Source organism: Bdellovibrio sp., from assembly GCF_036384735.1.
Classification (GTDB): domain Bacteria; phylum Bdellovibrionota; class Bdellovibrionia; order Bdellovibrionales; family Bdellovibrionaceae; genus Bdellovibrio.
In genome coordinates this window covers 27,455-54,163 of the sequence record NZ_DASVLT010000050.1, presented here as the reverse complement: position 1 = coordinate 54,163, position 26,709 = coordinate 27,455, and the positions used below count along the sequence as shown (strand labels likewise).

The 26,709-nt window shown below is 44.3% G+C and carries 24 protein-coding genes; 5 read left to right on the top strand and 19 right to left on the bottom strand.

Annotated elements, in window-relative coordinates; translation table 11 throughout:
- Positions 1 to 120 precede the first annotated feature (120 nt).
- From rpoD to rpsU, 4 genes are all read right to left on the bottom strand, one after another.
- Positions 121 to 1,950 carry an RNA polymerase sigma factor RpoD gene (gene rpoD, locus VF412_RS15695; protein WP_331340207.1) on the bottom strand — a complete coding sequence of 610 codons (1,830 nt, stop codon included), beginning with the start codon at positions 1,948 to 1,950 and terminating at the stop codon, positions 121 to 123.
- A gap of 13 nt (positions 1,951 to 1,963) precedes the next feature.
- The gene (gene dnaG / locus VF412_RS15690; protein ID WP_331340206.1) at positions 1,964 to 3,832 is read right to left on the bottom strand and encodes a DNA primase; all 1,869 of its coding nucleotides are present in this window, start codon (positions 3,830 to 3,832) and stop codon (positions 1,964 to 1,966) included.
- Positions 3,833 to 3,968: 136 nt separating this feature from the next.
- The gene (locus tag VF412_RS15685; RefSeq protein WP_331340205.1) at positions 3,969 to 4,415 is read right to left on the bottom strand and encodes a GatB/YqeY domain-containing protein; all 447 of its coding nucleotides are present in this window, start codon (positions 4,413 to 4,415) and stop codon (positions 3,969 to 3,971) included.
- Positions 4,416 to 4,493: 78 nt separating this feature from the next.
- The gene (gene rpsU / locus VF412_RS15680; RefSeq protein WP_331340204.1) at positions 4,494 to 4,694 is read right to left on the bottom strand and encodes a 30S ribosomal protein S21; all 201 of its coding nucleotides are present in this window, start codon (positions 4,692 to 4,694) and stop codon (positions 4,494 to 4,496) included.
- A 251-nt stretch (positions 4,695 to 4,945) separates the two neighbouring features.
- Here rpsU and tadA point away from each other — a divergent pair, with 251 nt between their 5' ends.
- Complete coding sequence (tadA, locus tag VF412_RS15675; protein WP_331340203.1) at positions 4,946 to 5,875, top strand: tRNA adenosine(34) deaminase TadA; 930 nt, start codon at positions 4,946 to 4,948, stop codon at positions 5,873 to 5,875.
- A 105-nt stretch (positions 5,876 to 5,980) separates the two neighbouring features.
- Here tadA and VF412_RS15670 read toward each other — a convergent pair whose 3' ends face one another.
- The 6 genes from VF412_RS15670 to VF412_RS15645 form a co-directional block, all read right to left on the bottom strand.
- Positions 5,981 to 6,661 (bottom strand): response regulator transcription factor, encoded by a 681-nt coding sequence (locus VF412_RS15670; RefSeq protein WP_331340202.1) that lies wholly within the window; start codon positions 6,659 to 6,661, stop codon positions 5,981 to 5,983.
- A 99-nt stretch (positions 6,662 to 6,760) separates the two neighbouring features.
- Entirely contained in the window at positions 6,761 to 7,123 is a 363-nt protein-coding gene (locus tag VF412_RS15665) for a hypothetical protein (protein ID WP_331340201.1), read from the bottom strand.
- On the bottom strand, positions 7,120 to 8,643 hold the full coding sequence (locus VF412_RS15660) for a SpoVR family protein (protein ID WP_331340200.1): 1,524 nt from the start codon (positions 8,641 to 8,643) through the stop codon (positions 7,120 to 7,122). The genes VF412_RS15665 and VF412_RS15660 overlap by 4 nt, the downstream gene beginning before the upstream one ends.
- Positions 8,644 to 8,694: 51 nt before the next feature.
- The gene (locus tag VF412_RS15655; RefSeq protein ID WP_331340199.1) at positions 8,695 to 9,792 is read right to left on the bottom strand and encodes a DUF444 family protein; all 1,098 of its coding nucleotides are present in this window, start codon (positions 9,790 to 9,792) and stop codon (positions 8,695 to 8,697) included.
- The gene (locus VF412_RS15650) at positions 9,792 to 11,867 is read right to left on the bottom strand and encodes a serine protein kinase (protein ID WP_331340198.1); all 2,076 of its coding nucleotides are present in this window, start codon (positions 11,865 to 11,867) and stop codon (positions 9,792 to 9,794) included. Before VF412_RS15650 ends, VF412_RS15655 begins: the two co-directional genes overlap by 1 nt.
- 78 nt (positions 11,868 to 11,945) lie before the next feature.
- Positions 11,946 to 12,572 carry a hypothetical protein gene (locus VF412_RS15645; protein WP_331340197.1) on the bottom strand — a complete coding sequence of 209 codons (627 nt, stop codon included), beginning with the start codon at positions 12,570 to 12,572 and terminating at the stop codon, positions 11,946 to 11,948.
- A gap of 18 nt (positions 12,573 to 12,590) precedes the next feature.
- Between VF412_RS15645 and VF412_RS15640 the strand changes: the two genes are divergently transcribed.
- Entirely contained in the window at positions 12,591 to 13,217 is a 627-nt protein-coding gene (locus VF412_RS15640) for a hypothetical protein (RefSeq protein ID WP_331340196.1), read from the top strand.
- Between the two features lie 50 nt (positions 13,218 to 13,267).
- Here VF412_RS15640 and VF412_RS15635 read toward each other — a convergent pair whose 3' ends face one another.
- The 3 genes from VF412_RS15635 to VF412_RS15625 form a co-directional block, all read right to left on the bottom strand.
- Positions 13,268 to 15,481: a hypothetical protein gene (locus tag VF412_RS15635; RefSeq protein ID WP_331340195.1), complete on the bottom strand. Its 2,214-nt coding sequence runs from the start codon at positions 15,479 to 15,481 to the stop codon at positions 13,268 to 13,270.
- 9 nt (positions 15,482 to 15,490) lie between these two features.
- Positions 15,491 to 17,362 (bottom strand): tetratricopeptide repeat protein, encoded by a 1,872-nt coding sequence (locus VF412_RS15630; protein WP_331340194.1) that lies wholly within the window; start codon positions 17,360 to 17,362, stop codon positions 15,491 to 15,493.
- 98 nt (positions 17,363 to 17,460) lie between these two features.
- Complete coding sequence (locus VF412_RS15625) at positions 17,461 to 17,958, bottom strand: hypothetical protein (protein WP_331340193.1); 498 nt, start codon at positions 17,956 to 17,958, stop codon at positions 17,461 to 17,463.
- Between the two features lie 286 nt (positions 17,959 to 18,244).
- Here VF412_RS15625 and VF412_RS15620 point away from each other — a divergent pair, with 286 nt between their 5' ends.
- Positions 18,245 to 18,793 (top strand): polyhydroxyalkanoate synthesis regulator DNA-binding domain-containing protein, encoded by a 549-nt coding sequence (locus VF412_RS15620; RefSeq protein WP_331340192.1) that lies wholly within the window; start codon positions 18,245 to 18,247, stop codon positions 18,791 to 18,793.
- 52 nt (positions 18,794 to 18,845) lie between these two features.
- Here VF412_RS15620 and VF412_RS15615 read toward each other — a convergent pair whose 3' ends face one another.
- Together VF412_RS15615 and lpoB are read right to left on the bottom strand one after the other, a co-directional pair.
- On the bottom strand, positions 18,846 to 20,093 hold the full coding sequence (locus VF412_RS15615) for a hypothetical protein (protein WP_331340191.1): 1,248 nt from the start codon (positions 20,091 to 20,093) through the stop codon (positions 18,846 to 18,848).
- Positions 20,093 to 20,692 (bottom strand): penicillin-binding protein activator LpoB, encoded by a 600-nt coding sequence (gene lpoB, locus VF412_RS15610; RefSeq protein WP_331340190.1) that lies wholly within the window; start codon positions 20,690 to 20,692, stop codon positions 20,093 to 20,095. Before lpoB ends, VF412_RS15615 begins: the two co-directional genes overlap by 1 nt.
- A gap of 169 nt (positions 20,693 to 20,861) precedes the next feature.
- Between lpoB and VF412_RS15605 the strand changes: the two genes are divergently transcribed.
- Complete coding sequence (locus VF412_RS15605; protein WP_331340189.1) at positions 20,862 to 21,278, top strand: JAB domain-containing protein; 417 nt, start codon at positions 20,862 to 20,864, stop codon at positions 21,276 to 21,278.
- On the opposite strand, the gene VF412_RS15600 is transcribed toward VF412_RS15605, so the two are convergent.
- Positions 21,272 to 21,877 carry a hypothetical protein gene (locus tag VF412_RS15600; RefSeq protein WP_331340188.1) on the bottom strand — a complete coding sequence of 202 codons (606 nt, stop codon included), beginning with the start codon at positions 21,875 to 21,877 and terminating at the stop codon, positions 21,272 to 21,274. The genes VF412_RS15605 and VF412_RS15600 overlap by 7 nt on opposite strands.
- Positions 21,878 to 22,112: 235 nt before the next feature.
- On the opposite strand from VF412_RS15600, the gene VF412_RS15595 reads away from it, so the two are divergent.
- On the top strand, positions 22,113 to 22,592 hold the full coding sequence (locus tag VF412_RS15595) for a hypothetical protein (RefSeq protein WP_331340187.1): 480 nt from the start codon (positions 22,113 to 22,115) through the stop codon (positions 22,590 to 22,592).
- A 51-nt stretch (positions 22,593 to 22,643) separates the two neighbouring features.
- On the opposite strand, the gene VF412_RS15590 is transcribed toward VF412_RS15595, so the two are convergent.
- Genes VF412_RS15590 through VF412_RS15580 form a run of 3 tightly spaced genes read right to left on the bottom strand, consistent with a single transcriptional unit; the run spans position 22,644 to position 26,700 of the window.
- Positions 22,644 to 23,555 carry a hypothetical protein gene (locus VF412_RS15590; protein WP_331340186.1) on the bottom strand — a complete coding sequence of 304 codons (912 nt, stop codon included), beginning with the start codon at positions 23,553 to 23,555 and terminating at the stop codon, positions 22,644 to 22,646.
- Positions 23,552 to 25,969, bottom strand: coding sequence for a fimbria/pilus outer membrane usher protein (locus VF412_RS15585; protein WP_331340185.1), 2,418 nt, complete (start codon positions 25,967 to 25,969; stop codon positions 23,552 to 23,554). The genes VF412_RS15590 and VF412_RS15585 overlap by 4 nt, the downstream gene beginning before the upstream one ends.
- Positions 25,966 to 26,700: a fimbria/pilus periplasmic chaperone gene (locus VF412_RS15580; RefSeq protein ID WP_331340184.1), complete on the bottom strand. Its 735-nt coding sequence runs from the start codon at positions 26,698 to 26,700 to the stop codon at positions 25,966 to 25,968. The genes VF412_RS15585 and VF412_RS15580 overlap by 4 nt, the downstream gene beginning before the upstream one ends.
- Positions 26,701 to 26,709 lie beyond the last annotated feature (9 nt).

The window sequence follows — 26,709 nt, the reverse complement described above, 5'->3', positions numbered from 1 at the left end:
CGAGTTATTTTCAGAGAGGATTTATAGACAACCCGATAAAGGTCCTGAGTAAAGCGTTCCCATCAAAAAAATGGGGACAATCTGTCCCCATTTTCGTTCTTAAAAATTTGAATTTAAGATCTAGTTATCAACAAAGTTTTTCAACTTGTTGCTGCGTGAAGGATGACGAAGCTTACGAAGAGCTTTCGCCTCGATCTGACGAATACGTTCACGAGTTACGTTGAAGTCCTGACCGACCTCTTCAAGAGTGTGATCCGATTCTTCACCGATACCGAAACGCATGCGAAGAACTTTTTCTTCTCTTGGAGTCAAAGTCGCAAGGACACGACGAGTTTGTTCCGCCAAGTTCAAGTTCACAATCGCTTCTGCAGGATTGATAACCTTTTTGTCTTCGATAAAGTCGCCCAAGTGCGAATCTTCTTCTTCACCCACTGGAGTTTCCAAAGAGATTGGCTCTTTCGCGATTTTCAACACTTTACGAACTTTATCAACCGGCATGTCCATTTTATCTGCGATCTCTTCAGGGGTTGGCTCACGGCCAAGCTCTTGAATCAAGTAGCGAGATGTACGAACAAGCTTATTGATCGTTTCGATCATGTGCACAGGGATACGGATCGTACGAGCCTGATCGGCAATAGCACGAGTGATCGCCTGACGAATCCACCAAGTCGCATAAGTCGAGAATTTGTAACCACGACGGTATTCGAACTTATCAACGGCTTTCATCAAACCGATGTTACCTTCTTGGATAAGATCCAGGAATTGAAGACCGCGATTCGTGTACTTCTTCGCGATAGAAACAACGAGACGCAAGTTCGCTTCAACCAATTCAGATTTCGCGGCGTCAGCCTCACGCTCACCTTTCCAGATGGCAGTGTATGTTTCTTTAACCCATGTGTGATTCATTTCAGTTTCTGAATCCAAACGTTTGATACGGATTTCCGCTTCTTCCGCTTGCACCACATAAGAACGGTACTTGTTGTAGTTCAAGCCCGTATCACGAGTCATTCTTGTTAATTCTTTTTCATTGCTTTCGATGAGCTTCATACGCTCAACCATCGAAGCAACGTCTTTAGAGAACGTGCGCTCTACACCGTCTTTGATACGACGACGAAGAGTCCCGATACGGTTCACCAAGTTTTTGAACTTGATCACGATACGGTTGATAGTTTTACGGTTGAAGTTGATCGATTCAAAGTTCGCCATCAACTTATCGTTCATCACAACAAGTTCTTTCATGGCAGCTTGACGAGCCGGCGTGTTCGTTTCTTCTTTACGAAGAACTTCGAAGTGCTTTGCAGCAGCCTTTTGATACTCGGTCACTTTACCGATCAATTCGTGAATCTTATCGATGTATTCCTTTTCATCGTATTGAGTATCTTCATCCTCAAGACCACGGAAGATCGCTTTAACTTTGATACGTCCTTCATCAAGACGTTTACCAAGTTGAATGATCTCGTATGTACCTAGAGGTGACAAAAGGATCGCGCGAACGATCTCACGCTCCCCTTTTTCAATACGACGAGCAATCTCAACCTCACCCTCACGAGTAAGAAGAGATACGGAACCCATTTTACGCAAATACAAGCGAACAGGGTCGTTGCCCTTAACATCTTCGCTTTCAGCTTTTTCTTCATCATCTACTTCTTCGTCGTCCGAATCAGGGCTTTCAAGGAATGATCCTTCGCCTTCTTCTTCCTTCGAAGTTTCAGACAAGTCTGAAATAACTACACCACCAGCCTCGAGACCGTGCATAAACGCATCGAGTGCAGCAGGTGCAATGATTTCAGGAGGAAGAAGGTCGTTGATCTCTTCGATCGTGAGCGAGCCTTTTTCCTTTGCAAGCTTCAGAAACTTCTGAATTTCTTCTTTAATTAAAGTTTCTTGCTCTTGCAAAGAAAGAACTTTTACGGGTTCTTTCTCTTGTTTGTTTGGTAGGTTTTGTTTCATCAATACCCCGCCTTTACCCTTTATTCAGAGAGAGTCGATCTCTATGAGCTTTCATAATCTGTTCCAACTTTTCTGAGCTGAACTCAGACTTTAATTCCTGAGTCAGCTGCTTTGCTTTTTCGCGCTGGAAGTTGTCGCGCACGCGTTTAAAGCAATCACGCAGAAGCTTCGCCTCTGCCTCTTCATCGAACCCCGGGTCGCCTTCTGGTGTTGGCTCCGCTACAAATAATAATTCCGGAAGATCCACGTAAGAGACAAGCAGACTGGTCAATTTATCAAATTTATTAAGATCTTGTCTATACACATCCGTCGCTTTCTCGAGGATCTTTTTCACTCCTGTGTGAGCGACGTTCTCTAGTAACTTTTCACTCTCAAATTGCTCAAAGTTGGCACGACTTTTGAGCACCAGGCCCAACAGCAATACCTCCGCTTTGGAGGCACCTTTCAAGCTAATTTTGCCTCCCTCTGCTGTGTCTGACACGGCTTGAGGAGCAACTTGGTTAGCCACTGGAGCGCTCTGATTTGGCTGCACCGTCCTAGAAAGGCCTTGTTTGTTTTGCGAATAAACAGGGCCACTACTTTGTAGGCCCACAGCCTGACGAAGCCATGGAAGGGTCACACCCATCTTCTGAGCAGCCTCGGCCAGGTACAAATCACGAAGACGCAAATCTGGAATAACCTCATAGAGAGGCTTCAATTTATCCGCAAGCTTCACCTTTTCAGAGGCGTCACCACGATAGCCTTCCATCCAACGAGCCAAGATCATCACAAACAAGTCTGGCGCACGATCCAGCTCGACTTTCAAAGCTTCAGCACCGTACTTCTTCACATAATCATCAGGGTCCATGTTGTTCGGAAGAGTCAGCCCTTTCGGGTACAAATCCGCCGCAAGCAAGATCGGCAAACTGCGCTCTGCCGCTTCCATTCCCGCAGAGTCGCCGTCAAACAACGCCACTACATTCTTGGTCATACGCTTGAGCATCTTCCCATGATCCGGCGTTAAAGCCGTTCCCATAGTCGCGACAGAGTTGCGAATGCCCGCCTGATACAAAGACACAAGGTCCATGTATCCCTCGACAATCAACGCCATGTCTTCGCTCCGAATATAGCGAGCGGTTTGTGAAAGTCCGTAAAGAACTTTGCCCTTCACAAACACCGGCGTTTCTGGAGAGTTCAAATATTTTGGTTCCGTCTCTTTCTTCTCTAAATAACGTCCACCGAAAGCGATAGGCTCACCCATCGCAGAAGAAATCGGGAACATCAAACGATCACGGAACAAATCGAAATAACCTGATTTGCTTTGGCGCGCTTTCACCAAGCGAGCTTCTTCAGCCAAAGACATCGGAACATTTTTGCTAACAAGATAACGTTCCAGCCCATCCCATTCCGGATGAGCGTAACCAATACCGAAAGTGTCGATCACTTCTTGAGAAAGACCGCGACTGGCGATGTATTTCTTTACCGGATGATCGTGTGGAACGCGCTTCAGTTGCTCTGAAAAATAATCAGCAGCGAGCTTATTTACTTTTAACAACAACTTCTTTTTATCTGCCGCTTGATCGCGAGCTGGGTCTTCTTTTTCAGGCGCAGGAATTGGAATGCTGGCGCGGTTTGCAAGGTATTCAACCGCCTCTGGGAAGCTCATGCCTTGATAATCGCGTAAGAACGAGAATAAGTTTCCGCTCTTGTGACAACCAAAGCAGTGATAGACTTGCTTTGTCTCAGAAACCGAGAACGACGCCGTTTTTTCGACGTGATCTGGAAATGGACAGCGGCCCATAAGGCCGCTACCACTAGGTTTTAACTGAGTGTATTGAGAGATCAGATCGACGAGGTTATTCGCCTCGGACACTTTCTCAATAAAGTCTTGGGAAAATCTCATGCACCTTCCAACAAATGTTTTCGTTTTCGGGTCTTACTTCAGCATCACCGATGTAAGACAAAATCCCACGTGACAGCTTATTATCAACGTGGGACTGATTCGCCTTTTGGCAAGGTCTGGTTTGACCTACGAAAAACTAAGCAAGCTTCGCTTTGATAACTTCGCTAACGACTTTGTTGTCTGCGGCGCCACCTGAGCGTGCGATGGTTTCTTTCATCACAGGACCCATGTCTTTCACTGTTTTCGCGCCCAATGCTGCAATAACTTCTGTCACTAGAGCCTCGATTTGTTCACGGCTCATTTGCGCTGGCAAATAAACCTCAAGAACTTTCAATTCCGCAGTCTCTTGATCCACAAGATCTTGGCGACCTGCTTGTTGAAATTGATCGATGGATTCTTTTCTTTGTTTAACTAATTTTTTTACGACGTTCATGACTTCATCAGGAGTGATTGGGTCAGGACGCATATCGATTTCACGATTTTTGATCGCCGCTTGGAGCATACGAAGAGCTCCCAATTTTGCAGATTCTTTAGCGATCATTGCTGCTTTGACGTCAGCTGCGATTTTATCTCTTAATTCCATGAGGGACTCCTTTATAGAACGAAGGCGACCTTTTAAGGGGCCGCCTCCTTTGAAAATACCAATGTCCACTATGGGATATTAGTCGTTCCAACCTTTTCTAGATTTCTTAACAGCGCGCTTACGAGCCGCTAGAGATTTCTTTTTAAGTCTTACAGAAGGTTTTTCAAAGTGTTCACGCTTTTTAACTTCAGAAAGGATTCCTGCTTTTTCGCAAGACTTTTTGAATTTACGGAACGCAGATTCGAAAGACTCACCGTCTTTGATCTTAACTAGTGCCACGACAATCACCTTCCCTTCTCATGTGGTCGAAAAAAGAGTTTTAGAGAGACAGAGTGTATAACAAAGAGGCAGCAAAGGGGCAACCCTCCGAGGTCCTGACGCGACGAATTACAGTGCTTATTCGTACCGCCACCGAAAAACTTCGCGTATGGTTCCTTTAGGAAAGCTTATCTAGCTAATATTACTGGGTTTATTTTCAACTTCAGAATCCTTCGGCAAAAGCCTGAAAGACCCGAATTGCGAGTAAGACAATGAATTCCCAAGCGGTGATCGATGAAAAATGGATGCGCGAGGCTTTGAAACTCGCAAAACAGGCGGGCCTTCAAGGCGAAGTACCTGTCGGGGCCCTTTTGGTTTCCCCTTCTGGCCAGGTACTCGCAAAAGCGCGAAATGTGCGTGAGACACTGACGACTCCATTGGGTCATGCGGAACTTTTGTCTATTCATCGTGCCGCTAAGAAAATGCAATCATGGCGGCTTGAAGACTGCACTTTGTATGTGACCCTTGAGCCTTGCTTGATGTGCGCAGGTGCAATTCAACAAGCACGCATTGGTCGTGTAGTTTATGGAGCAACTGACGTCAAAGCCGGTGCCGTTGAAAGTTTGTATCAAGTCTTGAATGATGGGCGACTCAATCACCAAGCACAGATCACCAAGGGTGTTTTAGCAGACGAGTGTTCAAAAATTCTGACTGATTTTTTTCAATCACGTCGCGATGAGATGAAAAAAGAGAAGAGCGGGAAAAATTATCGCCATCGCTCTTCCGTCGTTGTTGTTCATAAAAATAAAATTCTAGGCTTCCATGCTATTGATCCTGTCGGTGGCGCGAAATATTTTTTCATTCCCGGTGGAAAAATTGAAAACAATGAATCTGCGGTGCTTGCCTCTGAACGCGAATGCCTTGAAGAAACCGGATATAAAATCCGCGTCCTGCCTGAAACTGAATTTCGCAGAAAGTACGATTTCCCGTGGAATGGGAAAATCAACGCCTGCGATACAGTTTTCTATTTAGGTGTTCTTGATGAAAAATGGCATGAGCCTACAATCGTTGAGGATGCCGACTACCATCGTGGCGTTGAATGGCTTGATATTAAGAACGTTGATAAAATCTTCGGCTATAACAAAGATATTTTGTGGGCTGTGCAAAAGCTGATTAAGACCGCTCGCAAGCGACAACTTTAAGATTCTCTATCGAGACCTCGCGACCAGGCCCTCAGGGCGAACAAAATAAAAAAGCGGAAGGTTTCCCTTCCGCTTTTCTTTTTTCAAACTAAAAACATTTATCTCTTACAAATCCTGAGCCTCAAGACGGTAGCCCAATGAAGGAACAGCCACGATACGACCGTTGAACTTTTGGATCTTGCGCTTCAAGTAGTTAATTTGTGAATCGACGTTACGAGAAGTCACTTCTGTGTCTCCCCAGATTTCCATCAAACACTTTTCGCGCGTTACTAGGTGGTTCTTCGCAGCGACAAGCATCTTCAAGATGTCGAACTGTTTCGGAGTCAAGTTTACTTCCTCACCATCCACGTACACTTGGCGAGATAGCAAATTCATTTTCAAGTTTGCAGCCGTCAATTCCGCCGCAACTTCCGGTTCTTTTTCCGACAAGCGGGCTTTGATTCTAAGGATCAATTCTTTCACGTGGAAAGGCTTAGAAATAAAATCATCAGCGCCCGTTTCGAAAGCCTTGATACGTTCATCGATAGTCGCAGCCCCAGAAACGAAAATGATCGGCGTATTTCTTGTCGATTCATTTTCTTTTACTTCACGGCATACATCGACACCAAGAACGCCCGGCATTTTATAATCCAGTAAAATGAGGTCTGGTTTCTTTTCGTTGATAAGACGAACTGCAGAGGTGCTATCAGAAGTGTATGAGCATTCATAAGTTGAGCTCAAAATCTCTGCCAAGAGTTTGCAACTCTCTTCATAGTCATCAACGATCACTATTCTTTTCGCAGCCAAATTAACTCTCCTTGGGGACTCTAAATCAGACATAAACATGTTCATATTTGAAAGAATGTCTTTTATCTAACAAAAATACAAGTTACCAAAAGTCCAGATTTACATGCCTTTATATTTAAGGCCCTTCGCATCAAGAACCTTTTTAAGCTGATCTCTCTTATCCCCTTGAATCTCAATCATAGCGTGCTTTTCACCGAGTGTGAAGGACCCACCGACACCACATTTCGCTTTGAGCTCTTTCGAAAGCTCCTTCACATAGGCTTCATTGCGCGGGAATCCGTCTAATACCGTGACAGTTTTGCCGCCACGGCCGTTCTTTTCGAGACGAAAAACAATTGTGAACTTCGTGCCCTCGACGGCTTCTTCAGGCTGGCAGCGGCATTCCGCTTTCAGCTCTTTGCACTCAGGGCACTGGATGTTGTCTTTTGGATCGGTACTATAAACTAAACGAGTATTCTTCACGAACCTGAGTTCTCCTGATTTGACGGATTGGCGCTAGGGCCTTCACCCAATTTATGTTGGGTATATTCTTTTCCGTCGAATCTGAAAAGCTGCGGGCTATCATCCATCACTGTCGCAATGTTCACAGGACGCTTCCAGAGCTTGTAAACATTTTTTAACGTCTCGCTCATGAAGTCCGGTTGCATGTCGATGCCTTCGTGCAGGTGAGTCAACAAAAGCTCTCCACGATTCTCGAAGTTTGCATCTTCAATGCGAATGATAGGCTGTCCAAAGTTCGTCATATGGAACAACAACTGTGCCTTGATAGCTTTAAAGTTAGTCGTATCTACTTCGAACTTTTGAGTTTTTTTATTAAATTTGTAAACAAACAATTTATTCTTTACGCAGAAATCTTCCGTCAGGAATTGATCGATGAAGGTCACGTCATTGCAGACCTTGCGAACTTCAAAGATCTTTTCCCGGCCCAAATTGGTTTTTCGATCCCAATTTTTTCGCTCACGAACATCGTCACATTCTTCCCACTCGCGGCCAAACTGGCCTTTGTTCCAACGCTCTTCGATATTGCGGAACAGCTCAATTCCCACCTTGTAGGGGTTATAACCATTCGGAGCCATCGCCATTGTTCCTGCGTGGTGATCGGCGAAATCAATAATCTCTGAATCATTCAGAATTTTCGTCGTCATCAAGCGCGAGTGCCAATACGATGCCCAACCCTCATTCATGGTCTTCGTCATCCCTTGAGGCGAAAAATAATAGGCCTCGTCACGAATGATAGTGAGAACATCCACTTGCCAATCCGCCAAAGGGGCATGATGGATCAAGAACTTCAAAATATCTTTTTCTGGTTCTTGCGGGAAGCGCTGTGCTTTCACAAACGCCTCTTCTTCCGCGCGTTTCTTTTGTTCTGCGACGAAAGAGGGCGGATTGATATAATCACGCATATAATCGCGATCTACACGAAGCAGATAATTATTCTCGCGTTGTGGTTCCGGATCTTTAGTCACAGATTTTTCCACATACGGCGAATAACGATCGATGAGGTTTTCAATACTCAAGCAAACATCGATGAAGTTTTCCACCACATCAATACCATAGCGATCCATATAGCGGCGGATGCGTGTCGCATGATTCGCCATTTGATCCATCATTTTGCGATTTGTTTTTGAAAACCAAATATTGTTCTTGAAGAAGTCGCAGTGACCGTACACATGGGCCATTACAAGTTTTTGATCCATCATCGCGTTACCTTCCATCAGGTACGCATAACAAGGGTCTGTGTTGATCACCATCTCGTAAATTTTTGAAAGGCCGTATTCGTAACTTTTTGAAAGGTGCTCGTACTCCATACCGAATTTCCAGTGTGGATAACGAACGGGAAAACCGCCGTACGCCGCGAATTGATTGATTTGATCGTAAGTGATCAATTCAAAAATAGTCTCGAAGCAGTCAAGGCCCGCGTCTTTCGCGATCTGACAGATTCTTTTTCTTTCTGCTTCTAATTCGGGAGTTAAATTTGCCATGGTTCACCTTCTAAGTTTCGACTAATGGCATCGCAAAAAGGTACGGCGTACCTATTTGCCTTTGCCGAGGAAATCTTTGATCGAGTCTAGGATTTTATCGCGGTTTTCGATTTGGCTGAGAGTGATGCGCTCGTCTTCGCCGAATTCCTTCTGCAAATCTTTTAGGAATTGACCACTGCCGTATTTACTTTCGACTTGGCCGTATCCAAACACATTGCAGCTCGGAAGGAAGAACTCTTGAAGCATCTTCACACATAGACGAGTGTCTTCACCGCTCCAATTGTCGCCGTCAGAGAAATGGAAGGGATAGATGTTCCACTCATTTACTGGGTAATCAGCTTGAATGATCTCTTGGCATAACTTATAGGCCGAGCTGATCAATGTTCCGCCAGATTCACTGGTGCGGAAGAATGTATCTTCATCGACCTCTTTTGCCGCCGCGTCGTGAATGATGAAGCGAGTTTCAAGACCCTTATAATGTTTTTTCAACCATGTATTGATCCAGAAAGATTCCAGACGAACGATTTCTTTTTGCTCGTCACCCATACTTCCAGAAACGTCCATCATGTAAATCACAACAGCCTGTGTTTGGGGCTTCGTGACTTTCTTAAAGGACTTGTATTGCATATCGCGACGAATTGGTAACACCAATGGATCTTCGGGATTATAACTTCCCGAAGCCACGTGACGTTTCAATGCGCGCTTATAAGATGATTTAAAATGACGAAGACCTTCAGGTCCCACGGGTGCGAGACCTGTGAATTTGGTCTTAACGGCTTCGATATTTTTAGAACCCTTTGGTTCGATACGAGGAAGTTCTAACTTCTCGCCAAGAATATCAGCAAGTTCATCCAATGAAAGTTCAACTTCAAGCAAGTGCTCGCCAGGAGCCTCCCCCGCTTGACCTTGACCGCCTTCACCTGGGTCACCCACATCCTGACCGGGTTGACCTTCACCTTGGCCAACCCCGCCTGATTGTTTCGGACCATAACGGAAATTCGGAATATCGATTCGAGGAAGTGGAATCTTGACGAACTCATCCTCGCGCTTCCCAATCATTTCACCTTGGGAAACGTACTTGCGAAGGTCTTCCTTCACCTTGCCTTTAACGATCTCTTTAAACCTATTATGGTCTTCCCTAATAGACATTATTTACTCTTCACATCCCCACGAGCGAAGATACTAGCAACGTAATGAAGTACGTCCGTCGCAGATATCTCATCATAGCCAAAGTCTTTGATGAGACGAGTTTTAACCACATCAATTTTTTCTTGCGTATCTTTGTCAGCCACATTGCTTACCAAAGTCGTCAATTTGATGCTGTCTTTTTGATCTTCAAAGAGTTTCAACTCAATCGCTTTGTGCAAGCGTTCGTTCATTTTATAATTGAACTTCTTGCCCTCCAAAGCCAATGCGCCGATGTAATTCATGATCTCGCGACGGAAATCGTCTTTACGAGATTCAGGGATTTCAATTTTTTCTTCGATGGATCTCATCAAACGCTCATCTGGTTCCTCGTCGTTACCAGTAAACTGATTGCGCACGCGTTCTTTCTGCGTGTAAGCCTTCACGTTATCGATATAGTTACCGCACAAGCGCGCCATCGCACTTTCATCGGCACTGATCGCACGTTGAACTTCCGCTTTGATGATCTCTTCGTACTCTTGCATGACAACGCCAAGAAGCTCTTTGTACTCGACTTTAAGCTCTTCGTTGGAAATCAACGAGTGACTCTTAAGCCCTGACTCCAATTCTTTAAAGACCATGAACGGATTCACAGAGCCTTTATTGGACTGTTGAGCTGCAACCAGAGCGTTGGATAATTTATCCTGAATATAACGAGCCGAGATACCTTCAAGACCTTCGCGTTGAGTTTCTTTACGAAGCTCGCGCACGTTATCTTCGGTATAGTTCGGAAGCGTTTTACCATTGTACAATTTAAGTTTTTGCAAACGAGTGAGATTTGCTTTCTTCGGTTTTTCCAAACGAGTCAGGATCGCCCACATCGCAGCCATTTCAACCGTGTGCGGAGCAATGGAAATGCCGCGCACTTTTTGCGAGTTGAAATCGCGCTTATAGATATTCACTTCATCTCTCCAACGAGTGATGTAAGGAATGTCGATCTTCACAGTACGGTCGCGAAGGGCTTCCATGAATTCGTTGTCTTGAAGACGACGATACTCTGGCTCATTCGTATGGCCGATAATCACTTCGTCGATATGCGTTTGCGCGAATTTTTTAGGTTTCACACGATGCTCTTGGGATGCACCCAAAAGATCGTACAAGAACGCCACGTCCAACTTCAACACCTCGACGAATTCGATCATACCGCGGTTGGCGATATTGAACTCACCGTCAAAATTGAAAGCGCGTGGATCAGAATCAGAACCGTATTCAGCGATCTTACGATAGTTGATATCTCCAGTCAGTTCTGTCGAGTCTTGGTTCTTTTCGTCTTTTGGTTGGAATGTACCGATGCCGATACGATCTGCTTCCGACAAGAACAAGCGTCTCACACGCACGTGCTTGAAGACTTCCATCAAATTGCCATCGTATTTTTCCATCAACGCTTTGAAGATGTAACGCGATGGAGGACTCAATTCACCATCCACATTCACGCGGAAAGTTCCTTCTTGTCCTTTATTGATTTGATCATAAACAGATTGGCGAAGATCATCTGGAATTAGAAGAAGAGGTTCTTCATTCATTGGCGTTGGGAATACTTTCACCCCTTTGCCAAGAATACCATCTAGTTCTAATTTTTCATCGATCCACTCGAAAGTATAAAGAGCGCCTTGCTCAGAGTACGAATAGCGCTCAAGACCTTTCTTTAACATGCGACAGATTGTTGATTTCGCAGATCCCACCGGACCGTGAAGAAGAATCACACGTTTCTCGGTACCGTAACCAAGAGCGGCGGCTTTCAACACATTCACAAGTTTCATCAACTGAACATCCAATCCAAACACAGCGTCTTTGCCGTTATTGAATTGATCGTCGAAGAACTTGTAGCGCACGACTTCTTTTTTAAAGTCGATGTAGGTTTCCGTGCCCTCTTCAACGATCATGTCAAACATACGTTGATAGGCGTTGCGCGTGACCTTCGGATTTTTCTTGACGATATCAAGATACTCATCAAAGGTGCCGCTCCAATGTGCTTTTGCTGTTGCGCTTGAGTTTTGCCAGTTTGCTACTAGCGATTGAAGGTCGAACTTAGAGGCCATATTATCTCCCCCGGTGGTGATGGGTGACACACCTACTCTCTTAGAGTATGCCTCAATCCTAGACGGTTAACGAGTTAATTAATTTATTTGTATTGCTTTGAACCCACTGGGTTGTTTTAAGGTGAATGTCTCAGGTTTAAACTGGACCTCAGTCTGGGGAGCATTAAATAGCCACTGCATTTCGAATTGCGGGGCCGTAATTACAACTTTCTTTTTACCTTCACTACGATCTTTCCATTCGACATGAATTGCTCTCTGTTGATTCTCACATTTTGAAATCAAACCAGACGGATCTGCGTAGCATTTCCACCCCGGACCACGCACAGGCTGGTCAAATGCGATATACGAAAGATTCATAGGATGCAAAGGCAGCCCTATCATTCTCGCGACGGCACTCTCTGAGCTTCTGCCGTAGAAGAATTTTTTCTCAGGATAGATCGCATAAGAAATTTCTTGGGGAGACATAACCAAACTTGCTACCTGAAAACCCAAAATAGCCGTGATTTCAAAGCGAGCGCGATCGTTCTTAATCGCCATAATATCAATGTCGACAGTCTGAGTTTTTTGCTCTTTCAAATTACGAATCATCGCCTTGGTTTCCCACTGCGCTTGTCGATACGCCCCCTCATGAACGGGTTTGGTTGCACAGCCAAAAGAGAAAACACCAAGGACCATCGCAAAAAAGAGATTGATACTGTTTTTCATTCCAATAGCATAGATGAAATGAATCCAGTTAAACAAGCATTGTTCGCGTTTAAACAGAATTGGAAAGAAAGTCTTTATCTCGGCGTTGCCGCGACAATCTTCACTTTCTTTGCACAGGTCGTTCCATTTATCGGAGCTTTCCTGATTTCGTTAGGTCTTTTGATTTTTCAGGAACTCGCGAACTTGCGCTTATCCTCAGGGGTTTGGAAAAAGGATCTTTCCCATCTGCAAAATGATTGGATCTCTTTTATCATCACAGCTGTGATCTTAATGCCGACTGGAATTTTACTTGGCTCTGCTTTCGGAGTTCTCGAAAGTCCACAAAGCCGTTTTGAAAGTTGGCCCATGGCTTTGGGGCTTTTCATTCTTGGCGTTTATTTCTTCCTGATTCTTTCTCACGGATTGATTTTGCAACAAGAACGCCATCAGGGAATTGCAAGAACGTTGGACGTAGCGGCTTTAGCATCAATTAAAAATTTCAAAACTTATTTGGCCGCAAGTTTTTATATCGGTATTGCACTGGTTATCGGCAGTCTTTTAAAAGGCGTAGGGTTTGTTATTGCATTGCCTTTTTTATTTTATTGCGACTACTTCGTCTTTAAGGTCATGAAAGATAAAAACGCTTTCGACAAGAAGAAGGAATAAAAAAACTGCAACGTTTCCATCGCAGCTTTTTCATCACTTCAATTTTTATTTTAGTGACCATAAAAATCGTTTTGCAAACGATTCGTAGGTGCCGGACTTGCCTTTATACCGGCAAAGAGACGAGAGAAAAATCCACCACGTTCACTTTCCTGTGGCAAGTCAGTGGCAGGGGCGTCAGCAATTGGCCCCGGACTCTGTAAAACTTCTGCTGCCTTCTTTTGACCCGCAGCTATGTCGCCAGGTGACGACGTATTGATAACAGAATCTGTACCGCATTTTTGCGCCACTTCATTGAATTGAGACTGCATTGTGTTGCGGATTTTTGTGAAACTTCCTTCTTTGCCATCGCAAAGACCTTTTGTAGATCCTGCCACGCAAGTCGCTTTCACCAACTTCACTTTGCTTTCTTCAAGCATTTTTGCAGAGTTCGCAATAGCGTCGCTCAGCTCGGCATTTTCTGTATTCACGTCAATCGCTGCATCCGCCTGCAATGAAGCCTGACAGCTTTTCACTGCCGCTTGGTAATTCACAACCTGACGGCATACGGAAGCACACACAGGCGTCCAAGGGGTCGATGAGTTCAAACTGCAATCGCAATCGTTACTGCGTGCTTGTGAAGTCGCCTGATCCAACAAATCATTTTCAGCACAACGGTTTCGTTTCTTACGGCTCGCCTGAAAACCGATTTCCTCTTCCTTAGAAGCGGCGGCTGTATCTGAATTATCTGCGATGATCGCATACATATTGCGCATCAACACGTTACGTGCATTGCGCATTTGGAGTTCTGCATTTGTCCATTGTTGATAAAGATCATCAAAGCCCGAGCAAATATCTGCCTTCGATCTTTGTTGTGGTTGTTGCACAATCTTACGAACGGCTTTCCAAACCTGAAGCTGATCTTCCATTTGCTTTTGTGCGACCATACAGGCTTTATTTGTCGCAGGATCATCTGTATTCTTCAAAGCCTCTGTGATCCTTTGAAGATCACGTTTCATCATACCGCTTTTATAATCAAGGTCTGTCAGCACAGTCGACGGGTCTTTGCCAGTCACTTCTGCCAAAGCTGCCAAACGAACCTGTACATTCATGTCGACTTCGGCAACTTGCTCGGACAATTTCGCCAACTGGTCCCAAGCTTTTTTGCCTTTGCTAAGGACTTGATCTTTCATCGCTGGATTCATTTGGCCGGTTACTTCATAGAAGATGTTCTTTGCAAGATCCACAGCACCAGTCACAGCAAACTGCGCAAGCATTGAACCTAGTGTATAGCCAAAGCCTGTCGCCAATGCGACTTTTCCCATTGTCACAGGGTTTTGGAAGCCTTTAAGGGTGTTATTGATATCACCACCTACTTGCTTCATATCCGCAGAAGCACTTGAAATTGTGCCTTGGATAGATTTCACTTCGCCCGTAAGTTGATTCGCAATTGTCGATGCATTATTTGAAGCACCGGTAATAGAGTTTGCTATGTTATTACCAGCTCCGGCGATATTGTTGCCCGTATTTGCCAAGTTATTGCCGGTATTTGCAATGTTGTTCACTGCCCCTGAAGCATTATTCAACGCGTTCGAGGCTGTCGTTGCAGCACTACTGAGGCTTGAGCTCGAATTATTTAATGTATCAGTTAAGCTGGAAGCGCCCGAAGAACTTCCTGCAGAGCTCAACCAACTGGAAAGTGATGAGAAGAAATCTGCGTATGCTGGACTTACAAAATATTGGAATAAGGAAGCCCACATTCCACCAGACTTCTCTAATTCAGCAACGGCCTTGCTGCCTTCCATTTGCTTACGTTGCAAAAGTTCTGCCTCGTAATACATTGGAATCATATAAGCGCCACGGATTGTCGCCACCGAATATTTGAAAACGCCTTTTTTGTCTGTATTGGAAACGAAAAGTTTTAGATATTCACCCGATTTAGGTAAATAAGCTTCATAAGCCGTGTAAGAGCCATGATTTGCTTTCTTCCAATTCGTGATGTTAGCAAGTTTCGCCAAATGACCGGCTAGATCTTTCGGCACCCCCTGACCGTCTTTGGAAACGATCTCTCCGGAGGTCATTGTTGCCACAGGGATGGCATTTCCACGCATCACAACTAAACGTTGAGCAATGCGGGAAGTGACAGTCGCATTCTTATCTGAAACTTTCTGATCGTCAGAAGTGACCCAGTTGCTCTGAACTTTCTTAAAAACGGCATTGGCATCGACACTTTTCGCCGATGCCATAGAGCCTACAAAAATGATAGAAACTAAAATACTCCAGGACATGCAGTGCTCCTATCGTGACTGACCCTCAAGCGCTGTATTGTTCACAGAAGCTGGCAGACGTGGTGTGCTCAGCTCTTGCTTTTCAATTGCTGTGATCTTGTTACGAATCTCTTCGACTTTATGCTTGTCAGTTTCTAGATCTGCAGCTTTGCGATACATTTTCTTAGCTTTATCAACCATGGATTGCTTGTAGTAAGCGTCACCCAAGTGTTCTGCAATGATGCTCACCGTACCTTGGTATTTGATCGCTGCTTCAAGGAATTTTACAGACTCGGCGAACTTGCTTTGCTTGTAAAGGATCCAACCTAGAGTATCCAGGATATAACCATCTTTCGGCTCAAGCTCGAGAGCATGACGAGCCAACTTCTCTGCATCCGGAAGATTGATATTCATTTCAGCCCATGTGAAAGCTAGATAGTTCAAACCTTGAACATGGTTTGGATCAAGTTCCAAAACTTTTTTCATTTCAGTCACAACAACGTCACGCTTACCAAGGCGATCGTTAATTGTGCCGTAATAGAATCTCAATTGAGCATTGTCTGGGAATTTTTCAAGACCTTGCTCTAACACTTTCGCAGCCCCTTTATAATCAGATTTTTCATCTAACAACGAAGCATACATTGCATAAACTTGTGGAGAGTCCTGCTTCTCGGTCAAACCCTTCGCAGCAACTTCGATCGCTTCATCCAAATGATTCATACCTTTTAATAGATAAGCTGCGTGAACAGTCGCTTCGCCGAAGAATGTGCTTGTCGCCGGAATCTTTTTGAATTCACGCACAGCCTTTTCGCTTTGGTGAGTCTCTTCATAAACCGCCGCCAAGTAGAAACGTACTTTGTCAGATTCTGGAGCATCTTTTAGGATTTGCTCTAGCTTCTCGACCGCGACGTCATACTTTTTCATTTCAATCATGATCAAAGCCATTTTCATTTTTACATTCAATGGCTCGTCCGAGCTTTGCTCTAGAATTTCAAGTTGCTCGTAAGCCAAGTCGTATTTGCCTTGCTCAATGAATGTTTGAGAAAGAACCTCAGCAATCTTAGGGCTTGGAGTATTCTCTTTTTGGAAGTTGCGATACAAAGTGATCGCTTTGTCTTCATGCTTTTGTTTACTGTACAAAGAACCCAAAGATAGAGTTGCGTCTGCGAAGTCAGGTTTCAACTTCAACGCCTTTTTCAAAGATTCTTCAGCAGCTTTTTGGTATTTCGCCTCTGGTTGCTCCATACGAACGCGGCCGATGTAGTAGTAAGCCAGGTACGGAGAAGCGTAGTCTGCATTCTTCGTCAAAGACTCGAAATATTTCACAGCTTTTTCAGGTTGTTTTTGTTCTGAATACAAAGCGCCAATGTAAAGTGGAGCTTCTGTATTATTCGGATCATACTTCAATACAGTGTTGTACTGATCCATCGCCTTGCTGTACGCCTTCATCGAAGAGTACAAGCCACCAAGCAACAAGTGACCATCTACGTTTTTATCGTCTTTCTTAACCGCTTCTTCAGCTTGGATCAAAGACTCAGAGATCATTCCCTGCTTCAGGTACTCTGCTGCCAAACGCATATTCACTGTCGGAGAGTTCTGATCGTAAACCAAAACCAACTTGAATGACTCAATCGCTTTGCTTGAGTTGCCCTCAAGACTGTATGCTTCACCCATCGAGAAATAATAATCCGCTTGAGTGCGCATATAGAGCGGATCCAAGGTTGCATTGCCATCTTGCTGAGTAACGACCGAAGGAGCAAAGGAAGCCGGGGCACGATTCTTATCATCGAAGGAAGATTCGTAATAAGTCGCTTTACCGTTATCATTCGTCGTGAATGTCGCGCAGGCTGTCATAGAGAGAAGAATGGGTGCCAAAATCGCGGTCCTAGTGAGTGGAAGCATTGGATCTCCTTGGTCACTAGGCTGATCGGTGTATTTTGAGATTTTCTTGACGACGCTGAGACACAATCAGGCCCCACGTCCAGTGAATCTGACGATTTCTAGTTTTGAGTCATGCTAAGCACAACGCCGACATCGTCCCCATTGAAGACCGGCTGTCTGGAAATCTTCTTTGCCTCGTTATCTAAATCCGGAGTTTCAGGTTTCTTGTTTGGCCCATCAGACCAAACAAGAATGCGCATAGGCTTGGACTTCTCTGCGGAAAGAATGCGGTAGTGATAAGGTTGACCCCACGGGTCGGTTCCCATGGTGCCCGTGGTTCTTAAATTTTCGAGATTACCCTCGGGGTTGATAGACGCAGGAGTACGCCCACGCCCCCCATTTCTGTCAGCAGACACGGCCGCTGATTTTGATGCTTCGCGATAAATCTGCACCACCTGGTAGCCTACCACCTCGGCTTTCTGCAATGCCGCATCCACATCTGAATCTTGATATTGGCGATTCCAAGGAGCCGCGATGATCATAACGGAAAAGCCAACAAGTCCTAAGAGGGTTAGGACTCCAGAAGACTTAAACTCTTGTTTTTTCTCGATAATCATCAATTCTAATCCCGTCGAATAAAAGGCCTTTATTACCTTTCGGCAGGCTGCTTAAGGAACTTTAGACAAAGGTCCAACAAAGTTTTGAAAACAAACGGGGGTTTGGACATGGAAAGCTTCTCAAACCTGGAAAATCTGACGCCTAGAGTCTTTTCTTTTGATTTGAGGACCGCTTGACAAGGGGTGGCGCCGGGGATAGGTTGCGCCCATCGACAGGGGGCGTGCTGAATACTTTAGCACATAATCTGTTGGAACTTTTGGGAAAATTTCAAATTGGGAGGCACTTTTGATCAACCAAAACGAAACAATGACATCTAAGCCAAACTCTAAAGTAAAAATCATCAAGCGCTATCAAAACCGCAAATTGTACGACACTCAGCAAAGCTGCTACGTGACTCTTGATGATATCGCTAAGATGATCCGCACAAACGAAGAAGTAATGGTTATCGATAATAAATCTAAAAACGATATCACTGCTGCGACTTTGACTCAGATCATTTTCGAAGCTGAGAAGAAAGCATCTCAATACGCTCCTCTTTTCACACTTCGCGAAATCATCCAAAACGGTAACGGAAGCATCTCTGGTTACTTGGCTAAATTGGGTGCGTTCCCTCAGGACTACATGACTAAACAACAAGTAAACACAGTTGTTGAAAATGTATCTACTGACAGCGTGAAGCAAAACTTGGAAAACCGCGTTGCTACTGCTGCAACTCGCTACAACACAGACACTACTGCTAAAGTAGCTGCTGAAAAAGCGACTGTTCTTCCAGGTTTGCAACAAGACGAAGAAACACCAAATCTTCCTGGTTCTTCTCTTGGCTTGAACAACTAATTCTACGAATTAGCTTTAAGCATCAAAAGGCTCTGCACACGCAGGGCCTTTTTTATTTTAAGGATCTCCACACGACAAATTTCTTTTGTCCCGCTTTGATATCAACTTCTTGTCCTTCAAGATGTTCACCCGTCGGCGAGCCGCCCGAACTTAAACCTTGAAGGCTGAATTTGTAATGACCCGGCGCAAGCGGCACGCGAATCATCTGAATAGTTTGAGGAAGAGTCGACCACTGACGCAAATCTGCGCGGTCTGTTAGATTCAATGCAATGTAGGTAAGATCTCCGAGCAATGGATTTTTCTGACGTACTTGATCTGCAGCCACCGCCTTGGCAGCAATACCTGCTGCACGCTTCGCGGCTAACGCAAGCATGTCATCTTTCAAAGTTTGAATTGCGGCGGTCTGCACGTCATAAATCAGACGGCTAGAGGCTGTCGGTCCATTCTCGATTTTGATTTGTGCTATTTTTGTTTGGCTGCTTGTTGGAACCAAAGTCGGCAAACGATATGAACCCGGTGCAGGCTCTTTACGTGGTCCCCAACCTTGTTGATAGATCACGATCAATTCCCCTTTGGATTTGTCATACCAAGAGGGATCTTCCTTGATGCCCGGAAATTTCGACTTCCAATCTTTATAAGTATCTTGGCGACGAGCCAACTTTGCTGAACGAATTAAATCTTCACCGATCAAAGAGATCGATGGATCGATTTTATAAGCTTCGTTGTATGCAATATAAGCATCATCATAACTATGACTCGCCTCCCAAATCACAGCCGACAGATATTTACTGAAGGAGTTCATCTCGAAAGATTTTTTTTCGTCCTGACGATTCTTCAGATATTTTTCGTTGATACGACGAGCCTCCACCAAGGCATCATCTAGATTTCCCATCTCAAGATAGTTCATTGCTAGATACGCGTTAATGAAGATTTTTTCAAATGTGTCCCCTTTGTATTGAACCATCTCTTGATTCAACAGCAGAGAGCCAGTCTGACGAGACACTGACTGATAATCCACAAGCTCAGACAAACGATCCGCTTTTAAAAATGCGCTGTTACTGTCTTTGTAGTCACCAGAAATTTGCAAAGCCGTGGCGTAATCCAACAAATAGACAAGTTGGTCGCCATCCTCTTTCGCTGCCAAAGGCTGAAGGATCTTCAATGCCTTTTCATCGTCGCCACGAACCAAAGCGCTGCGAGCATCCTGCACCTTACCTTGATAAGTCGCGCATGCAGATAGAGCTAAACTAAAAAAAAGACCCACGACAAGCGTGAGTCTTTTGGAAAAATCAGTATTCATTAAAGACCGATAGTTTTCTTCTTATAAGTCTTACGAATTTGTTTTTGGTCAGACCAGCTAATCATGCTTGTTTTCAAGTTCGTCAAATTTAAAGTCAGCTTGTAATATACCGACTTATCTTTTCCAACTTCTTGAACGATAGAATCAAGACGACCGTTGATAATATAGTCTGCACCGATTTGACCGCCTGGACCCTTCGCAGTTTCCTTAGAAACTTTGCCCGAGTTTTGGTAGTCGTATTCACTAGAGATATCCTCACGAGCTTCTTTATCGATAAAACCTACGCGACCTGATTTCATCAACTCGACACGAACCATGTCCATGATAGATTGAGTATCGATGTGCTCACTTGTTTTATTTTGAAGATTCGTCACCATCACAACCGGCATTTTCTTAGCCTGAGAAAGTGATGGGGAATTCAAAGCACTTGCTACTAGATCGTGAACTGCTTTTTGCATATCAGTTTCGGACCATTGATCGTTTAAGTTGTTTTCTCTATCAACGTCATCGTATTGGCCTTTAACGAATGCTTGAGGACCACAAGCAGACAAAGCCATCATAGATACAACAACAGCACTGAGCATTAGCTTAGTTTTCATAAATTACCTTTCATATTCCTTCTGGTATTCGACACTAAGAAGTCTATGCCTAGCTTTTTCAACGCGCAAGTAATGGGTCTGCGTTTCACGACGGGTGTCCTAAACCCGAACTTAAAACATCCCACAGCATGGTTAGCCGAGCTGCACTCTTTGCAAGTTTGCTCTGATTATGACCGCAGAAATTACTTCAAGCCTCAACGCATTCGATGCACTAAAGCCACACTTCAATCCATTTGCTGAAGAAGTCTGGATTATAGCTCTCAATTCTCATATGCAGGTCTTAGGTCTAGAGATGATCTTCCGCGGCACTGCCGATCAATGTCTAATTCACCCTCGCGACATTTTTCGCTATCTCATCATGTCTAACGCAAGCTGTTTCGTCATGGCTCACAATCATCCTAGTCAACAAGTTATGCCTTCAACACAAGATCTTACATTGACGCGAAAAATTCATTCCGCAGCGCTGCTGTTTCAAATTCCGCTTCAAGATCATATTGTCTTTGGCTCAGAGAAATATTTTAGCATGGCCGATCATGGCTACTTCAAAAATTGGAAGAAATCGTTTCACGTGCAGAAATATTATTGAAGGCCGTTGGGTTCGCCAGTATCGAGGTTCGCTGAGGGATTGCGAATAGGCTGAACAGAGATGACTTTGTAATCGCTATCAAGAATTACCTTGTAGCCACCACGACGAGCGTTCTCGACAAATTGACGAGCATACTCTTCTTTGTAAGCTTGACTGTATTCTTCACTTTGTTGCTGATTGAATAAATCTTTCTGAACAGCATCTGCTGGATTTAAAAAAGAATCTTCTTTGCGCTCACCACGGCCCAACTCGTTGGCGATATCAGAAGCTCGATTGTCCTGTGAAAGATCCACACCACCTGAAGGTGCAGTATAAGTTGGCTGCGGCTTCGTGCTGGAAAAATCTGATGCCAAACGTGCGTTTTCCACTTCCATGCGTTGACGTTCTAACGCCATAGTCTCGTTTGTCACCATGAGATGCTTATTTACTGACTTCTCGAATTTTTCAGAACGAACAGCAGCAGAGATTTGAGCGATCTTCTTTTTGGTATTATCCGAACTAAGATAAAGAAAGGCCAATACGCCAGCTCCAATTAGAAGCAAGAGCGCCAGCAATTTCGAATTATCCTTATCTTCCTTTTGATCGTCCTCGGGTGTCATAGATGCCTTATCGGATTTAGACAGCAAAGTCTTAAGTCTGAGGCTCACCGTCATTCCAGAGTCTAGCGTCAGCCTTTTAAAGTCGAGTGTATAGCTATTTGACACTTCTTTAGACTTCATCTTGTTCTAAATACATTGGATTGATTAAAAACCTGTTAAGAAGATGGCACACAATATGAAGTACGGAGGCTTGTCTGGTTATAAGACAAATATTAAATAGAAAGGATCCTCCTATATGAAATCATTGAAAATCGCAGCGGCACTTTTCTCGACTTTGGCGGTAACATCAGCGATGGCTGCTTCCACAGGTACATTGACTATTTCTGGAACTGTCGCCCTTGTAAATGACATCGTTGTTACTCCAAACGCAAATGCGACAGCCTTGAACATCACAGGTGGAGAGACAGCGAAATTGGTGGCCTCAGTCTCCGAAAGTTCAAATAACTTGAATGGTTATAAAATCACAATGGCTTCTCAAAACGGTGGTCAATTGGTGAATGGCGCGAATAGCAACATCAAAACTGCTTATAAGGTTGGTTACAACGGTCAATCCTCTGTTTCTTTGAGCACTGGAGCTTCTACTGTGAAAACAGTGAACTCTTTAACGGGTCTTACTTCTGCTTCTTCCGATGTAAAAGTAGACGTAACTGCGTTGCCATCAGCAGCAGCAGGTACATACTCTGACACAATTACAGTATCTATCGTTGCTAACTAATCTTAGTTAACAAGATCAAACTAAAAAGCCACCTCTATGAGGTGGCTTTTTCTATTCTGTTGATTGAACTGTTAGAAGAACTTGATCTGTATAGTTTCCCGACTTTACAGTTCCGAAGGAACCTATCGTCACACCGATTGGAATCACCTTTCCCGTCGCGGGTGAAACACCGAATTCCCTATACAGCTGTGTAGGGTTCGAGCTTAAAGTCACTTGCGATCCATTGAAAGTGATCGTGTATGGAATGTATGAATTCTCGGTCACATGTTTTAACTTCCCCGCATTGACCGAAGAGGCAAATAACGTATAACCGGCATTGTACTTCAAAATTAAATCCACCGACCGAGAACTCCCTGGCGTTAGATTGCCAAAGTTCATAACCTCATCTGTATCTGTCAGACTGAAGGCGCTACCAGTCGGCACTAGCGAAAGATCCACACGCTTGGGAGCATTGTAGTTGACTCCCATCAAGATCGATCCGACAAACTGACGGTTTGCAATTGTGCCCACATAAAGCTGTGCCGTCGTATAATCCATGTAGTTGCCAAAACGCAGCCACGGATTTGAAGTGTCTAGTGTCGAGTAGAAGTTAACGTTCGTCGTTGCGTTCGAATTTCCAGAGGTCAAGGTGCCCGTGATCACATCGTTCTCGCTAGAGACATCCAAAATATTCTTGATGTTATAAATTCCAGCGGGGTCTTTGGTAATCGAATACGGCCATTTATATGGCAGCATGTACATGCCACGAGTCGCATAGCTTGTATTTAAGCCATAATCGAAAACGATAAAAAAGCTGCAACCGCCGGGTTGGGTGTTCGCCTTTACTGTGAACGTGCCCTGAAACTGACTATTTGAAGAAAAATTAATAACTGTCGGACTGGTTTGAAACTGCATGTTTGTGCAACTTGCAGCCTTCGCTAAAGAAGTCATCGCAATAATTATAGAGAAGATGACGAGTTTCATTCCTTACTTCCCATCTTGACGACAATGTTGCCGAGGTTGATCACGTTATCCTTCGTCTCAGACACGTGAATTGTAACAGACGAAAGATCCGGTCTATCTGTCACAAGTTTATAGTCTCCAGGCTCGAGTCCTTCGATCAAGAAACCGCCCTCTTTGTTTGTGAAAAAGCTGTTATCAACCAAGCGACCTTGAGCATCCAAGATATCTCCAGCGGCATAAGATAAGACCTCGCCGTTTTCTTTAATCAAACGACCCTTAACCATGATCTTATGTTGGAAGTTCAAGTCAATCAGAACACCACTGCGATACGTTGGCTGAACACCGTAGTATTCTTTATCCAACAAATATCCCGGAGGCAGCGAAGTCGAATCCAAATTCACTAAATATTTGTAATATGCAGTTTCGTCCTTCAACACTGTCGAACTGCGAGGCCCTAATTGTGCTTCACCCTTTTCTCCATTTGGATTCACTATCAACTGTTGTCCATCTGGAAAATTATTTGCTGCAACTAACACGAAGCTATCGGCAATAGGCTGAGTAAAGGCACCATGACTGCCTACCCATGCAAAACCTGTATTAACACCAAAAGTAGTGATGTTAGAATTCGCGCCACTTTGTTGAGTCGAATAATGATCTAAGCGGAAGCTGGCAGGTTGCGTGTAGTATTCCGCGTTCAAGCTTTCTTGGGTATTGTTTTCATTATTCTGAACAGAGGCCGTCGCGCGGAAATCGTCATATTTATTAAGATTATTTTTTGTAACCGTTAAGTTCGTGCTCTTCTGTTGAGAGTCATAGAAGGAACTGGCACTGTAATGCCCCTGGGGTTCATTCCAAAAGAATGAAACATACAGACGGTCTTCGTTTGTCGCATCCACCGTTTTGCTATAGTTCACTTCAAAGCGACAATAAGCTGTGACTGGAAAAATCACGTTTGCGCGATACAAGCGCTGATCTGGCTGATTCACCTGATTTAAGTAGCCGCCCCCGATACCCAAAGTCCAATATGTCCAAGGACGAAAATTCAACTGAGCATCGTAACGACGAGTGTAAGTATTCGGATCAGCCACATTGGCAGAGACTGGCATAAAATCCGGATCGTGATTTTCAGTTTCTAGTGTCAATGTGAGTGGCATATCCACCCCGCCCATGCGGTCTAAAGTGCGATAGCGGAATCTTTCCGCATAGCCACGTTGATCCTGTGCTTGGGCCGAATAACCGACATCCGCTGACAAGTAGCCCGCATTTGTAATTCCCGAAGCCTCAAAACCAGTCAATGCTTGAGACTGAAAATTTTGATAATTCACGCCGATGGTCAACTCATCTGACAAACCGATGCGATGAAAGAAACTTGTGAGAACTGCGTGCTGTTCATAAGCACGATCACCGCCAGATTCCGTCCATGGTGAACCGGCGCTGTATGAAAACTCTTGCTCCCCTTTTGTAAGGATGGTGTTTTCGAAAAGAACCGAGAAGTCGTAAGTTTCTTCTTGGCCAAAGTCATCGCGAATTTTTACTTTCACATTATTCTGGCCAATCGCTAAAGGGAAATCACGGATATTGAAGACGCCGGGATTTAAGCGCATCTGGCTGTACATAAAACCATTTACATACACTTCTACAATGGAAGGACGACGAATATATATCTCTGTATTACTCAAGGGGCGAAGTGTTCTGTATGGTTGAATACTGAATTCACGAACCAAAGACAGACCCGCCATTGCTGGAGCAACCTGAAAGCCACGTGTGCTAAGGGTCAGGTCCCCAAAGGTGTAGCGAATCATGTTCTCTTCATCATCATGACGAATTCTTGTATCACCACGCTTCCAAGGGCTTGTGTCGCCATCAAGATAATCGGCCATACTTTCAAATACAAAACCGCGAATATTCTCTACGAAATCCACGTGACCTGAAAGAGGTAGCGTTTTATCCGTTTGCCCGTCGGTCCCATATTGATAGGATTGATTCGCACGAAGATTGATATAGCCGCTTTGTTGGTTTGGTCTTAGGTATTTTTGAGATCCATCGTTTTCGTAACTTAAATCGACGTCACTGCTGCGACGATATTTTAACGGCAAAATCAGCTTAAGTTCCAAGGATGCTTCATCGAACTCAACACTGACTCCCGAAGCTTCTAAGTCACGAAGACTCAATGTGCCTTCGGTGGTAACTTTCTTTTTTAGATTGGCCAGCAGATCTTCCTTCATCTGAAGCTGCAACACGCGCAATACAGGAGCCGCCTCGACAGCAAAAGCGCGAGCAGTGTCACGAGGAAATACCCACGCATCTTCTTGAGCCTTTCCATCCAGTACGATAGGTACGACAACATACGGCTTAGCCAAGGGCGGACGAATGCCCGCAGCATACACGTGCCATGACGGCAGAAGTGAGACTAAGAGCCAAAATAGGAATCTCAATCACCGATCTCCGATAATTCGATTTCGGCCTTGATATCTTTGGGAAGATCTTTAGAAACAGATAAGACAAATTTCATCTCGGTTTTAGCTAAAAGGTTTGCGCCTTCAATTTCTTTTGGCTTTTCAATCTCTAGTACCGTTGATTTGCCAGAGATAAATTTAATTTTCTTGGGATGTAGAACTTTATGAGCAGATCCGTCATTGACCAGGACAACTTGAACTTTTTTCCCCGGCAATGCCCTCGCTTCTTTCACTTTCACATTTGCTGACGCTTTATCCGGAGTAACATAGGCGGAGGCCACGTACTGCAAAAGAAAGTTCAGATTTACTCCCGGCTTTTTTGACTTTGCGTTTGTCTCTTTAAATTCGACGGGAATTTGTGAGGCAATGATGCGATAAGATTTTTCGTTGCCATCTTTCATCTCCCCCGCCCAAGTGACGCGAACATTTCTTTTTTCATTGGGTAGCAAAACGAGTTGTTCGGGATAAATATTGAAATCAGAGGTTTTTGCGCGAGTCTCCTCGCCTTTTGCATCAACACCGCGAACAAACGCCTCGATTTGCACAGGCACCTTGTCGCCGCCTGAATTCTCGAGTGTAAGAACTTGAGTTGCCTTGCTTCCTGAAGGCATGAAAGTGATCACCATTGGCGACATTTTAAATGCCATCGAAACTGTAGGAAGGAGTAATAATGCGAGAACTGGAATAAGTGCGCTTTTCAGAAATTGCATATGGATTCA